Consider the following 12,842-nt stretch of genomic DNA (forward strand, 5'->3'; position numbering starts at 1 on the left):
TGCGGGCGAAAACTACGCTATAAATCGCCCGTGATTCACAACAATATTGTGCCCATGCTGCTGGACCCCATAGACCACCGGATTCTTGCCCTGCTACAGCGCAACGCGGACCTCTCCAACGCCGCGCTGGCCGAACAGGTCGGCCTGTCCGCCTCGGCCTGCCTGCGGCGCGTGGCGCGCCTGAAAGAAACCGGCATCATCCAGCGCGTGGTGGCCCTGCTGGACCCGGCGCATACGGGCCGGCCCCTGACGGCCATCGTGACCATCGAGTTCACGCGGCATGGTTCGGACTACCGCCGCAAACTCATGCAGGCCCTGGTGGCGGAGCCCGCGGTGACCCAATGCTATCTGGTGACCGGCCACGTTTCCTGCGTCATCGTCGTCCACATGAACAATATGGACGAATACCTGGCCTTCGCCGACCGGCATTTCGACCAGGACGAGAACGTCGAGGCCTTCTATACCCATGTGGTGATGCAGACGGTCAAGTACGAACCGGGCCCCCCGCTGCCCGATCTGCCCTGAGCGGCGCGGCAGCCGCCCCCTTAGCCCAACGACAGCTTGCCCGGCGCCAGCGCGCGCGGGGCAAGCCCGCCATGAAAGAGCATGGCGTCATGCGGGCCCAGCAAGGCCAGCCCGCGCGCATCCAGGCGCAGGGCGTCGCCTTCGGGCAGGGCCAGCACCATGCGCTGCGGATTCAGCGCGCAGAACTCCGCCAGGCGCTGGTCGCGCGTCTCGCCGCGATGGCCCGGGGGATGGGCATTGGTGTAATGGGGGTTGATCTGGAAAGGCAGCAGGTCCAGCGCATCGAAGCCGCCCGGATCCACGATGGGCATGTCATTGGTGGTGCAGATGGTGGGCGAGGCCAGATTGGCGCCGGCGCTCCAGCCCACATAAGCCGCGTGGCCGGCGCGCACGCGCTCGGCGATGAGCGCCAGCAGGCCCCGGCGGCGCAGCTCGCGCAAGAGCTGGAAGGTATTGCCGCCGCCCACCACGATCAGGCGCGCCTCGGCCAGCGCGCAAGCGGGATCGGCCTCCTGGTGCAGGGCGCGCGTGGCGATGCCGGCGGGCAGGAGCGCGTCGGCGACCTGCTGGGCGTAATCATCCCAGGAGCGGGTCACGCCGGCGAAGGGCACGAACAGCGCCGGGCCGCTGCCGGCCAGCGTGGAGGCGAACTCCGCCAGCCAGGGCCGGGCGTGCGTCAGGTAGCCGGCGTCGCTGGCCGAGTTGCTCAGGAGAAGTGCGTTCATGGTTCTCGTATTCAATCAAAATTGCGCTCGGCCCATTGGGCCAGCGGCAGCGGCGTGCCGGCGATGCGCGCCAGTATTTGACGCAATTCCGTCCAGCCGCCCCGGTCGCTGGGCCAGCGCCGGGGCGTGATCGCCTGCCAGGCCGAACCATGGCGTTCGGCCATGGCGAAACGAAACGTATAGTAGCCGGGCAGCCCCATGCGCAGGTCCGTGACCACCAGGGTATCGCCCATGACGTCATACCGCAGCCAATCGTTGGTGAACCAGCGCAGACGCGCCAGCAGGAAGTCGTCGTCCAGGGCCTGGCCCAGGTCCGCGTTCAGCGGCTGGGCCAGGAGCTGGGGCGGGCCGCGATCCAGCCAGCCGCTGATGGCCTCGTAATAGCCCCCGTCCTCGGTCTTGGCGATGACGCGCCACAGCAGGATATTGAAAGGCGTGGGCGTGGCCAGCACCCGGGTGGGCGGCCGGCCTTGCGCTTGCAGGGCGGCCGCGACCTCGCGTTCGGCATGAAACCGTCCCGCCAGGCCGGCGAACAGATAGGCGGTACTGAAGACCAGGGCGGCGGCCAGGATGCGCCGCATGCGCAGGGACAGCCCGGTCAGGCCCGCGGCCAGCACCGCCAGCAGGAGAGGCACGGTATAGACCGGATCGATGATGAAAATCGCCGACCAGCTCTCGGGCACCCAGGCCAGGGGCCAGAACAATTGCGTGCCGTAGACGGTGAAGGCGTCCAGCAAGGGGTGGGTGACCAGCACGAGCCACAAGGCCAGGAACAGACGCCAGGCCGGATAAGGCGCGGCGGGCCAGCGCTTGCGGATCAGCCAGGCCAGTACCGCCGCCAGGGCCGTCAGCACGAAAATCGAATGCGAGAATCCCCGATGGAACGTCATGACGGACACCGGATCCGGATAGGGAATGACGACATCCAGGTCCGGCAGGGTCGCCAGCACCGCGCCGTAGATGAGCGCCCGCCGGCCCTGCCAGCGTCCCATGAGCGTGGCCTGTATGCCGGCGCCCAGTACCGCCTGTGTCACTGAATCCATATATCCGCCTGTCCTAACCTCGATCGCTTCCGCCATCCTGCACTGGGACGGCATCTCCCCGGCTCGCAGGCGTTAAGATACAGGATTGATTTTCATCGGTTTTCGCATGGATGCTTATATCGACAGAATCGGGACGTTCATAGAAGCCAACCAGGCTTGGGCCGGCCCCATCACCTTTTTGCTCACGCTGGGCGAATCGCTGCTGGTCGTGGGCCTGCTGATCCCGGCCACCGCCCTCATGCTGCTGACCGGCGGGCTGATCGGCGCGGGCACGCTGCCGGCCTGGAGCATCCTGGCCTGGGGCCTGGCCGGCGCCGTCTTGGGCGATGCCCTGTCCTATCTGATCGGCCGCTGGCTGGGGCCCGGCATCACCCGGCGCTGGCCGCTTTCCACGCAGCGCACGGCCGTGGCCCGCGCGCGGCTGTTCTTCTACCGCTACGGCTTTGCCTCGGTCTTCCTGGGACGCTTTCTGGGCCCGATCCGCTCGACCATCCCCACGGTGGCGGGCATCATGGGCATGAATCACGCGCGCTTCCAGCTCGCCAATGTGCTCTCGGCCCTGGTCTGGCTGCCGGCCATGCTGGCGCCGGGCTATTTTGCCGCGCGTGGCCTGGCCGCCGCGCGCGACAGCCAGCAGTTCGGCCTCATCGCGGGCGCCCTGGCGTCCGTGCTCGTGGGCGTGTGGCTGGCCGCCAGCATGCTGAAAAAACGCCGCCAGGCCGCGCACCGCGGCCTGGATAACTCCTGACCGAGGGCCATCATGTCCATCTACGGCGAACCCAAGAATGGCGATTTTGCCCGCTACGTCGAGGAACTCTCGCGCCGCGGCATGGCATCCGCCGCGCCATCGCCCGGCGAGATCCCGCGCCGGGGGCGGCAGGCTCCAGACGCCGCTCCCGCCGCCCCCGTGCCGGCCGCCACGCCTGCCGGCGCCCCCGCGGGCCAAGCGCCCACGCTGGCCCAGCAGGCCAGCCTGCGCCAATCCAGCTCCCGCCAGACCTTCCTCGGCTTTGTCGCCCTCTGCCTGGCGGTCTGGAACCTGGCGGCCTATGTCGCCCAAGAGCACCAGAGCGCGGCGCGCTTCATCATCCCGGCGCTGGTGGGCTTCTGGCTGTTCCGCGGCGCGGCGCGCAAGCGCGCCCGCTCCCGCGCCGCCGGCCGCATCCTGCCGCCCCTGAATCTTCCGCCCAAGCCCTGAGCCTCTGTTAGGCTTGAGGCTTTTTCCGCCGCTCTCCTTCCCGCAATGAAATCCGTCGACCTCAAGATTCTCGACGCGCGCATGCGCGACTGCCTGCCCACCTATGCCACGCCGGGCTCCGCCGGCCTGGACCTGCGCGCCTGCATCGATCAGGCCATGGTGATCGAACCGGGCGCCACGGTGCTCATCCCCACCGGCCTGGCCATCCACGTGGCCGACCCCGGTTATGCGGCCGTCATCCTGCCGCGCTCGGGGCTGGGCCACAAGCACGGCATCGTGCTGGGCAATCTGGTCGGTCTGATCGACTCCGACTACCAGGGCCAGCTCATGGTCTCGACCTGGAACCGCGGCCAGACCGCCTTCACGCTGGAGCCCATGGAGCGCCTGGCGCAGCTGGTCATCGTGCCGGTGATGCAGGTCAGCTTCAATGTGGTGGAAGACTTCGGCGCCTCGGAACGCGGCGCCGGCGGCTTCGGCAGCACGGGCCGGGGCTGATGCCCCGGGGCGGCCTCAGCGCTGCCCGTGGCGCGCCCCCGCGAACAAATCCTTCACGCCATGCGGGGGACTGCGCCAGTATTGGGGCGGCGCCGAGACCTGCGCGCCCAGCCGCGCGGCCGCATGCCAGGGCCAGCGCGGGTCATAGAGCATGGCGCGCGCCAGGGCGATCATGTCGGCCTGGCCTTCCTGCAGAATCGATTCGGCCTGCGCGGCCTCGGTGATGAGGCCCACCGCCATGGTGGGCAGCCCGGTGCCCGCCTTGATGGCCTGGGCAAAAGGCACTTGGTAGCCCGGCCCCACCGGTATCTGCTGGCGCGGCGTCAGGCCGCCGCTGGAGACATCGATGAAATCGGCGCCGCGCGCCTTGGCCGCCGCGGCCAGGCGCAGGGTCTGGTCCAGATCCCAGCCGCCCTCGACCCAGTCGGTGGCCGACACGCGCAGCCCCACCGCCAGGTCGGGCGCGGCTTCGCGCACCGCCTCGAACACCTCCAGCGGAAAGCGCATGCGACGCTCCGTCGAGCCGCCGTAGGCGTCGTCGCGGATGTTGGCCAAGGGCGAGAGAAACTGATGCAGCAGGTAGCCATGCGCGGCATGCACCTCGATGGCGTCAACGCCTAGCCGCGCCGCCCGGCGCGCGGCCTGGGCAAAGGCCTGGCGCAAGGCCTGCAGGCCGGCGGCATCCAGCGCGGCCGGCGCGGCCTCGCCCTCGGCATGCGCCAGGGCCGACGGCGCCACGCACTCCCAGCCGCCATCGGCCAGGCTCAGTTGGCGCCCACCCTGCCAGGGCGCGCCGCTGGAGCCTTTGCGCCCGGCGTGGCTGAGCTGCACCCCCAGCCGAATCGGCGAATAGCGCCGCACCGCGTCGATCACGCGCCCCAGGGCCTGTTCGCAGGCATCGTCATACAGGCCCAGATCGCTGGGCGAAATGCGCCCCTGGGCGGTGACCGCCGTCGCCTCCGTGAACATCAGGCCGGCTCCCGAGAGCCCCAGATGCCCCAGATGCATCATGTGCCAGTCGGTGGCCCGCCCCTCGGACGCCGAATACTGGCACATCGGCGCGATCACGATACGGTTGGCCAGGCTCAGGCGGCCCAGGGAATACGGCGAGAACAGCAGGCTCATGGCTCGGTCCGGAAAGGCAAAACCGCAGCATACCGCCAGCGCGGGACGGCGGGCTACACCGCTTCGATCACGCACTGCAGGAACTGGCGCGTGCGGTCTTCCCTGGGATCGGCGAACAGTTCCGCCGACGGCCGGTCTTCGACGATATTGCCCTCGTCGAAGAACAAGGTGCGGTCGGAGCTGCGCTCGGCGAATTTCATCTGATGGGTGACGATGATCATGGTCATGGTTTTCCTGGCCGACAGATCGCTCAGGATCTGCAGGATGCCGCCCACCAGTTCGGGGTCCAGCGCCGACGTCACCTCATCGAAGAGCATTACCTCGGGGCACATCGCCAGGGCGCGCGCGATGCCCACGCGCTGCTTCTGGCCGCCCGACAGGCGCGCCGGATGCGCGTCGAGCTTGTCGCCCAACCCCACCATCTCCAGGTATTCGCGTCCGCGCGCCTCGGCCTGCTCGCGCGACAGGCCCAGCACCCGCAGGGGCGCCTCGGTGACATTGCCCAGGGCCGTCATGTGCGGGAAGAGATTGAAGTGCTGGAACACCATGCCTATCTTGCCGCGCACCTTGCGCACATGGGCCGAATTGGGGCCGACCTCCCTGCCCTGGGCATCGCGCCACATGGACTCGCCGTCGATCTCGATCTCGCCGCCGCTGGGTTTGTCCAGGGTCATCAAGAGCCGCAGCAAGGTGGACTTGCCCGAACCGGAGGGCCCGATGATGGACAGCGTCTGTCCCGCCGGGATCTCCAGATCGATACCGCGCAGGACCTCATGATCGCCGTAGCGTTTGCGCAGGTTCTTCAGGCGTATGCTCGCGCTCATCGCGCACCTCCATAAATGATTTTCAGCCGCGCCTCCAGGCGGCGCACGCCCCAGGCAGCAACCAGGCTCAGGACCAGGAACAGCACGCCCACCAGGGTCAAGGGTTCGGTGTAGCGGAAGGTGCTGGAGCCGATGATCTTGCTCTGCTGCAGGAGTTCGACCACCGTGATGGCCGACAGCAGCGGCGTGTCCTTGAACATGGCCACAAGATAGTTGCCCAGGGCCGGCACCACCGGCGGGATGGCCTGCGGCAGGATGATGTCGACCGCCGCGCGCCAGGGCGAGAGGTTCAAGGCCGTGGCCGCCTCGAACTGGCCGCGCGGCACGCCCTCCAGGCCGGCACGGTAGACCTCGGCGCAGTAGGCCGCGTAGTGCAGGCCCAGGGCCAGGATGCCGGTGGTCAAGGGCGACATGCTCATGCCCAGCGTGGGCAGCACGTAGAACAGGAAATACATCTGCACCAGAAGCGGCGTGCTGCGCACGAACTCCACGAACAGCCCCGCGGCCCAGCTCACCGGCCGCCATGGCGAACGGCGCAACAGCGCCAGCGCCAATCCGACCACGATGGCGAACAGCATCCCCAGCACCGTGGCCTGCACGGTGATCCGCAGGGCCGAGCCCAGCGTGGGCAGGATTTCCCAGGCGAACTTCCAATCGAAGATAGGGCTCATTGGATACGCACCCTTCTCTCCAGCCAGCGCACCACGGCCGTGATGCAAAGCGCCACCGCAAAGTACATGAGCAGCATGATGCTGAAGATCTCCGTGGTCTGCAGGGTCTCGCTGCGCAACATCTGGCCGCGGAAAGTCAGATCGGTGATCGTGACGAGCGACACCAGCGCCGTGTTCTTGAGCAGCTCGATCAGCAGATTGCCCGCCGGCGGCAACATGGCGGGCAAGGCCTGCGGCAGCACGATGCGCCGCATGATCTGGCGGCGCGTGAAGTTCAAGGCCACGCCGGCCTCGCGCTGCCCCGGCGGCACCGCCTGGATCGCCCCCCGGACGACTTCAGCGCCATAGGCGCCGGCGTTCAGGGCCAGCACCACGATGCCGACCAGGATGGCGGGCAGGCGCAGGCCGAACATGGGCAGCACGAAGTAGAACCAGAACAGCTGGACCAGGGCCGACGTCCCCCGGAAGATCTCCACATAGACCGTGGCGATCATCCGCAGCCAGAGCAGGCTGGACAGGCGGGCCAGGCCGGCCAGGACCGCCAGCGGAATGGCCAGCAGCGCCGCGCCCAGCGTGATGCGCAACGTGACCTGCAGGCCCAGCCACAGGGGCCCGATCAGTGACGAGATGGTGTCCATGACCACCCCGTCAGGGCGTGCCGCAGAGCTTGGCGGCGGTCATCTCGCCCGGCAGTTCAGCCTTGGTAAAGCCGAAGGGCGCCACCAGCTTGGCATGTTCCTCGGTGCCGATGAATTTGGCCAGCTCCGCATTGAAGGCATCGGCGAAGGCCTTGTCCTCCTTGCGGAAGGCGAAAGCCCCATAGCCGCGTGTCTCCTTGCCGTCGATGACCGGATTCTTGAACGGCTGGGCGCGCTCCATCCCGCCGCCGCCATTGGTCTTGTTCAACAGGTCGTTGATGGTCAGCGCGGTGGCGGCGTAGGCATCGGCCCGGCCGGCCTGCACGCCGGCAAAGGCGCTGACCGCGTCCGGGAAGACCACCATCTGGCCCGCCGCGACCTTGGACTGGCGGGCGTAGTCCGCCTCGATCGCGCCCACGACCACGCCCAGCTTCACATCCTCTTTATTGGCCACGTCCTCGAAACTGTGCAACTGCTTGGGATTGCCCTTGGGCACCAGAAAGCCCTCGTCCACGCCATAGGTGGGGTTGGAGAAGGCGACTTGCTGGCAGCGCTCCGGCGTGACATACATGCCGGCGGCAATGATGTCGAAGCGTTTGGCCTGCAGGCCCGGAATCAGCGAGCCGAATTCCGTCAACACGCCCTCCACTTCATCGATGCCCATGCGCTTGAGCACCACCCTGGCCACCTCCACGGCCTCGCCGGTCACGCGGGCCTTCTGGCTGTCCATGAAGGCATAGGGCGCCTCATTGGCATAGCCGATGCGGATACGGCCCGCCGCCTTGGCCGCCTGCAGGGTGTCTTGTGTACCGCTTTGTTTCTCGGGGGCCGGCGGCGCCGCGCTATTGCTGCCGGAATCGCAGGCCGCCAGGGCGGCCAGGCTGAGCATGGCGGCCAAGCGTTTGGCCCAGGTGGTCGTATTTGTCATCTTGATGCTCCCCGAAATGAATTCACCAAGAATGTTATGCGAATAAATAATTTGAGTGCGAATCAAAATTCAACAAAAAGGGGCAGGATCATGCCTGCCCCTCTTGCGCGCCGCTATTTAACCCGGGTATATATCAGGGTTGTCCCGCATAAGAAAACTTGCCGTCCTTGATCACGCCCATGACGCGGGCCCGCTCATCAAAGCCCTGGTGGTCCTGGGCCGTGACGTTGAGCACCCCGTTGGGCACCACCAGGCCGCGGGTGTTTTCCAGCGCATCGCGCAGGGCGCGGCGGAACTCGGGCGTGCCGGGCTTGGCGCCCGTCTTGAGGGCACGCCCCACCGCGGAATCCAGCAACATCCAGGCGCCATAGGCATCGCCCGCGAACTGCGTCAGGCTGTGGGCCCCATGCTGGGCCTCGTACTTGTCCGCAAAGGCCACGGCCACCTTCTTGACCGGATTGCCGTCGGGCAGCTCGCGCGCCACCACGCCGGGGCCGGTCGGGAAGAGCGTGCCCTCGACATCACGCCCGCCCACCTGCAGGAACTCCAGGGTTCCGATGCCATGGGTCTGGTAGATGGCGCCTTTGTAGCCGCGCTCCAGCAGGGTTTTTTGCGGCAGGGCCGAAGGCGTGCCCGCCCCCGCGATCAGCACCGCGTCGGGCTTGGCGGCCAGGGTCTTCAGCGCCTGGCCCATCACCGAGGCGTCGGTGCGCTGGAAGCGCTCCTGCGCGACGATGTTCAGGCCGGCGGCCTGGGCCGCCGCCGAGAACTCCTTCCACCAGCTGTCGCCGTAGGAGTCGGCGAAACCGATGAAGGCCACGGTCTTGAGACCTTTTTTCTTCATGTCCTGGGCCAGCACCGAGGCCATGAGCGAGTCGTTCTGCGGCATCTTGAATGCCCAGGCCCGCTTGGGGTCGGACAGCGGCTCGACGATGACGGCCGAGGCGGCCAGCGCCACCATGGGCGTGCCGGTCTCGGCCAGCACGTCCAGGCCAGCCAGGGCCGCGGCGGTGGTATTGGGCCCCACGATGGCGTCGACCTTGTCTTCCGAGGTCAGCTTGCGCATGTTCTTGACCGCGCGGCTGACGTCGGTGCCGTCATCCAGGACGACATAGCGCGCCGGCTGGCCGCCCAGGGTGGCGGGCCAGAGGCGGATGGCGTTATTGGTCTGGATGCCGATGGCCGCGGCCGGCCCGGTGGTGGACACATCCACGCCGATGACGACTTCGGCCTGGGCGCCGAAGGCGCAGCCCATGGCAAGCGCAAGCGCGGCGCATCGCTGGAGAATCGAAGACATGAGGGGAATCCGAAGAAAAGAAAGAAAAGGCCTGGCGGCGGGGCCCGCATTGAGGCGTATTTTGCCCTATGTCCGCGCCGTCCGCGTCCGCCGGCGCCCCGCTGCCCGCGGCTTGGCCTGCAGGGACTCATAGACGAGCGCGGCCAGCGCAAGATCCTCCAGCGCGCTGCCCACCGCCTTGAACACCGTGATCTGCCCGTCGTCGGCCCGGCCCGCCACCTTGCCGGCGACCAGATCGAACAGGGTGCCCCGGATGTCCGGCACCCGCAGCGTGCCGGCCTTGAAGGCCTCCAGCAGGTCGCCGGACTTGGTCGGCGCCTCGTCGGTATCGACATAGACGGCGTGACCGGCGAAACAGGCGGGATCGGTCTCCTTCATCTCGGGCTTGAAACTGCCGATGAGATCCAGGTGGGTGCCCGGCCGCAGCCAAGCGCCGCGCACCAGCGGCACCGTGGACAGCGTGGCGCAGCTGACGATGTCGGCCTGGCGCACGGCGGCCTCCAGATCGGTGACGGCGGTCGCGGCAAAGCCCTCTTCGCCCAGACGCCGGGCCAGGGCCTGCGCGCCCTCGGGACGCACGTTCCAGACCAAGACCTCCTCGATGGGGCGCACCGCCTTCATGGCCGCCGGCAGCAGCCCGGCGATGCGGCCGGAGCCCAGCACCAGCAGGCGGCGCGCATCGCGGCGCGCGAGATAATCCGCGCCCAGGGCGGCGGCGCCCGCCGTGCGGAAGGCCGTCACCACATCGCCATCGACCTGGGCCAGCGGCACGCCGTTGCGCGCGCTGTACAGCGTATAGGTCGCATGCAGGCCCGGCAGGCCGTCGCGGGTGTTCTCCGGGAAGATATTGATGACCTTCACGCCGAAATAACCGGCCTCGCTCCAGGCGGGCATGATGAGGGATGTGCCCTGGCGATCGCCCGAGACGATGCTGTGCACATGCCGCGGCGGCACCGTATAGCCGCCGGCAAAGGCGGCGCGCAAGGTGGCGATGACGGGTTCGAACGCGAGTGCCCGGCGCGTGGCGTCGGTATCGATGATCTGCATGGTTGGCCTCCTGCGCTGCATTATGACCGCATCCTGTCCCGGTTTTCCAGTCGCTGGCGCGGCGATATGATGGACCGACCGGGAGCGCGTCTCCCCTGACATCACGCAACAGGAGTTCCCCATGAAAAAGACGGCATCCGCGGTCTGGCAAGGCGACCTGAAGAACGGCAAGGGCAGCATCTCGACGCAGAGCGGCGCGCTCAAGAACCAAGCCTATGGCTTCCGTACGCGCTTTGAGGGCGAGCCGGGCACCAATCCCGAGGAGCTGATTGGCGCGGCGCATGCCGGCTGCTTTTCGATGGCGCTGTCCAATGTGCTGGGCGAGGCCGGCCTGACCGCCGATCGTATCGACACCACGGCCGACGTCACGCTGGACAAGACCGACGATGGCTTTGCGATCACGGCCATCCACCTGACCGTGGTGGCGGCCATTCCCAATGCCAGCGACGCCGCCTTCCAGGAGGCCGCCGCCAAGGCCAAGGCCGGCTGCCCGGTCTCCAAGGTGCTCAACGCCAAGATCACCATGCAGGCCTCGCTGGCCTGACAAGAAAAAAGCCAGCCGCAAGGCTGGCTTTTCTCGAGACGGCGGGCGTCTCAGGCATTGTCGAGGTGATCCAGGTCCACCGGCAGCGCCCGGTTGAGCACCGAGGCCACCTTGACGCGCAAGGCGTTGGAATGGGCGCGCCGCACCTCGCGCTTGACGTCCAGCAATTGCTGCGGATGCATGGAAAACTCCGTCAGGCCCAATCCCAGCAGCAGGCGCGTCAGGCGCGCGTCGCCCGCCATCTCGCCACAGACCGCCACTGGCTTGCCGGCCCGCTCGCCCGCATTGATGGTCGCGGCGATCAGCCGCAGGACCGCCGGATGCAGGGGGTCATACAGGCCCGCGACATCATGGTCGCCCCGGTCGATGGCCAGGGTGTACTGGATCAGGTCATTGGTGCCGATGGACAGGAAATCCAGCGCCTGGGCAAAGGGCTCGATGGCGATCGCCATGGCCGGCACTTCCACCATGGCCCCGACGTCCATCCTGGGCGCATAGGCCTGGCCGCGCAGGTCCAGCTCGCGGCGGGCGGCGTCCAGCGCCGCATAAATCGCCTTGACCTCGTGCATGTGGGCGATCATGGGCACCAGCATGCGCACCGGGCCATGGGCCGAGGCGCGCAGGATGGCGCGCAGCTGGCTGGCGAACATATCGGGACGCGCCAGGCAGTAGCGGATGGCGCGCTGCCCCAGCGCCGGATTGGTGGCGACCGTCGCCTCGCCATCCAGCGTCTTGTCCGAGCCGATGTCCAGGGTGCGTATCGTCACCGGCCTGCCGGCCATGGTCCGGACCACGGAAACATAGGCCTGGTACTGCTCTTCCTCGCCCGGCAGATCGGCCCGCCCCATGAACAGGAACTCGCTGCGGAACAGGCCGATCGCATCGGCGCCACAAGCCAGGGCCAGGGCGGCTTCCTCGGGCAATTCGATATTGGCTTCGAGCTTGACGTCTATCCCGTCCAGCGTGATGGCGGGCACATCGCGCAGCAGCGCCAGTTCGGCCCGCTCATCGGCATAGGCGCGCTGGCGGGCCCGGTACTCTTCCAGGATGGCGGCTGAAGGGTTGATGACCAGGGCGCCGGCCGCGCCGTCGACGATCAGCACATCGCCGTCGCGCACCAGCTCGCGCACATTGCCCATCGCCACGACGGCCGGCACGCCCATGCTGCGCGCCACGATGGCCGTGTGCGACGTCGGTCCGCCCAGGTCGGTCACAAAGGCCGCGAAACGCCCGCCGCGCAGCCTGAGCATGTCGGCCGGCGAAATATCGTGGGCCACCACCACCAGGGCATCGTCGCCGTCGACGCTGGAACCATCGGGCAGCATGGTCGAAGTGCCCGAGAGCACCTGCAGCACGCGCTCGATGGCCTGGCGGACATCGCCCCCGCGCTCGCGCAGGTACTCGTCCTCCATGGCGTCGAACTGCTCGCTCAGGATCTGGCCCTGGGCGGTCAGCGCCCATTCGGCGTTGTAGAAACGCTCGCCTATCATGGCGCGCGCCTGCTCGGCCAGCAAGGGATCGCCGATCAACAGGCGGTGCACGTTCAGCATGGCGCCGAGTTCGCGCGGGGCGTCTTCGGGCAGGCTGTCAGCCAGCTGGAGCAAATCGGATTGCGCCTGCAGCAAGGCCTCGGTCAGGCGCTGGCATTCGGCGCCGACGTCCTCCGGGGCGATGCGGTAGTGGGCCACTTCGAGCGCGGCGGCGCCCATGACCACGGCGCGGCCGATGGCATAGCCGCGCGCCACCCCCTTGCCGAACAAAGACAAGACGGGGCTGCCACAC

At 67.9% G+C, this 12,842-nt stretch carries 15 protein-coding genes; 5 read left to right on the forward strand and 10 right to left on the reverse strand.

The window, feature by feature from the left end; translation table 11 throughout:
* Nucleotides 1-54 precede the first annotated feature (54 nt).
* Nucleotides 55-525 (forward strand): Lrp/AsnC family transcriptional regulator, encoded by a 471-nt coding sequence (locus L540_RS02160; RefSeq protein WP_043208622.1) that lies wholly within the window; start codon nucleotides 55-57, stop codon nucleotides 523-525.
* Nucleotides 526-545: 20 nt separating this feature from the next.
* On the opposite strand, the gene pepE is transcribed toward L540_RS02160, so the two are convergent.
* Both pepE and L540_RS02170 read right to left on the reverse strand, forming a co-directional pair.
* Nucleotides 546-1,250, reverse strand: coding sequence for a dipeptidase PepE (pepE, locus tag L540_RS02165; RefSeq protein WP_043208582.1), 705 nt, complete (start codon nucleotides 1,248-1,250; stop codon nucleotides 546-548).
* Between the two features lie 11 nt (nucleotides 1,251-1,261).
* Nucleotides 1,262-2,293: a metal-dependent hydrolase gene (locus tag L540_RS02170; RefSeq protein ID WP_043208584.1), complete on the reverse strand. Its 1,032-nt coding sequence runs from the start codon at nucleotides 2,291-2,293 to the stop codon at nucleotides 1,262-1,264.
* 106 nt (nucleotides 2,294-2,399) lie between these two features.
* Here L540_RS02170 and L540_RS02175 point away from each other — a divergent pair, with 106 nt between their 5' ends.
* From L540_RS02175 to dut, 3 genes are read left to right on the forward strand one after another with little or no spacing between them, the layout of a single operon-like run.
* Entirely contained in the window at nucleotides 2,400-3,041 is a 642-nt protein-coding gene (locus L540_RS02175; protein ID WP_043208623.1) for a DedA family protein, read from the forward strand.
* Nucleotides 3,042-3,053: 12 nt separating this feature from the next.
* Nucleotides 3,054-3,491 (forward strand): hypothetical protein, encoded by a 438-nt coding sequence (locus L540_RS02180; RefSeq protein WP_043208586.1) that lies wholly within the window; start codon nucleotides 3,054-3,056, stop codon nucleotides 3,489-3,491.
* Nucleotides 3,492-3,536: 45 nt separating this feature from the next.
* Nucleotides 3,537-3,986, forward strand: coding sequence for a dUTP diphosphatase (gene dut / locus L540_RS02185; RefSeq protein ID WP_043208589.1), 450 nt, complete (start codon nucleotides 3,537-3,539; stop codon nucleotides 3,984-3,986).
* Nucleotides 3,987-4,001: 15 nt separating this feature from the next.
* Here the strand turns inward: dut and L540_RS02190 are convergent, their stop codons facing one another.
* From L540_RS02190 to lhpI, 7 genes are all read right to left on the reverse strand, one after another.
* Complete coding sequence (locus L540_RS02190) at nucleotides 4,002-5,111, reverse strand: NADH:flavin oxidoreductase/NADH oxidase (RefSeq protein ID WP_043208591.1); 1,110 nt, start codon at nucleotides 5,109-5,111, stop codon at nucleotides 4,002-4,004.
* Between the two features lie 53 nt (nucleotides 5,112-5,164).
* Complete coding sequence (locus L540_RS02195; protein ID WP_043208593.1) at nucleotides 5,165-5,935, reverse strand: amino acid ABC transporter ATP-binding protein; 771 nt, start codon at nucleotides 5,933-5,935, stop codon at nucleotides 5,165-5,167.
* The gene (ehuD, locus tag L540_RS02200) at nucleotides 5,932-6,606 is read right to left on the reverse strand and encodes an ectoine/hydroxyectoine ABC transporter permease subunit EhuD (RefSeq protein ID WP_043208595.1); all 675 of its coding nucleotides are present in this window, start codon (nucleotides 6,604-6,606) and stop codon (nucleotides 5,932-5,934) included. The genes L540_RS02195 and ehuD overlap by 4 nt, the downstream gene beginning before the upstream one ends.
* Nucleotides 6,603-7,244 (reverse strand): ectoine/hydroxyectoine ABC transporter permease subunit EhuC, encoded by a 642-nt coding sequence (gene ehuC, locus L540_RS02205; RefSeq protein ID WP_043208596.1) that lies wholly within the window; start codon nucleotides 7,242-7,244, stop codon nucleotides 6,603-6,605. The genes ehuD and ehuC overlap by 4 nt, the downstream gene beginning before the upstream one ends.
* A gap of 10 nt (nucleotides 7,245-7,254) precedes the next feature.
* Complete coding sequence (gene ehuB / locus L540_RS02210; protein ID WP_109842414.1) at nucleotides 7,255-8,172, reverse strand: ectoine/hydroxyectoine ABC transporter substrate-binding protein EhuB; 918 nt, start codon at nucleotides 8,170-8,172, stop codon at nucleotides 7,255-7,257.
* Nucleotides 8,173-8,305: 133 nt separating this feature from the next.
* The gene (locus L540_RS02215; RefSeq protein WP_043208597.1) at nucleotides 8,306-9,469 is read right to left on the reverse strand and encodes an ABC transporter substrate-binding protein; all 1,164 of its coding nucleotides are present in this window, start codon (nucleotides 9,467-9,469) and stop codon (nucleotides 8,306-8,308) included.
* A 66-nt stretch (nucleotides 9,470-9,535) separates the two neighbouring features.
* Nucleotides 9,536-10,516, reverse strand: coding sequence for a bifunctional Delta(1)-pyrroline-2-carboxylate/Delta(1)-piperideine-2-carboxylate reductase (gene lhpI, locus L540_RS02220; protein WP_043208599.1), 981 nt, complete (start codon nucleotides 10,514-10,516; stop codon nucleotides 9,536-9,538).
* Between the two features lie 121 nt (nucleotides 10,517-10,637).
* Here lhpI and L540_RS02225 point away from each other — a divergent pair, with 121 nt between their 5' ends.
* Entirely contained in the window at nucleotides 10,638-11,060 is a 423-nt protein-coding gene (locus tag L540_RS02225) for an OsmC family protein (protein WP_043208602.1), read from the forward strand.
* Nucleotides 11,061-11,110: 50 nt separating this feature from the next.
* On the opposite strand, the gene ptsP is transcribed toward L540_RS02225, so the two are convergent.
* The gene (ptsP, locus tag L540_RS02230; protein ID WP_060831892.1) at nucleotides 11,111-12,805 is read right to left on the reverse strand and encodes a phosphoenolpyruvate--protein phosphotransferase; all 1,695 of its coding nucleotides are present in this window, start codon (nucleotides 12,803-12,805) and stop codon (nucleotides 11,111-11,113) included.
* Nucleotides 12,806-12,842 lie beyond the last annotated feature (37 nt).

Source organism: Bordetella pseudohinzii (assembly GCF_000657795.2).
Lineage (GTDB): Bacteria > Pseudomonadota > Gammaproteobacteria > Burkholderiales > Burkholderiaceae_B > Bordetella > Bordetella pseudohinzii.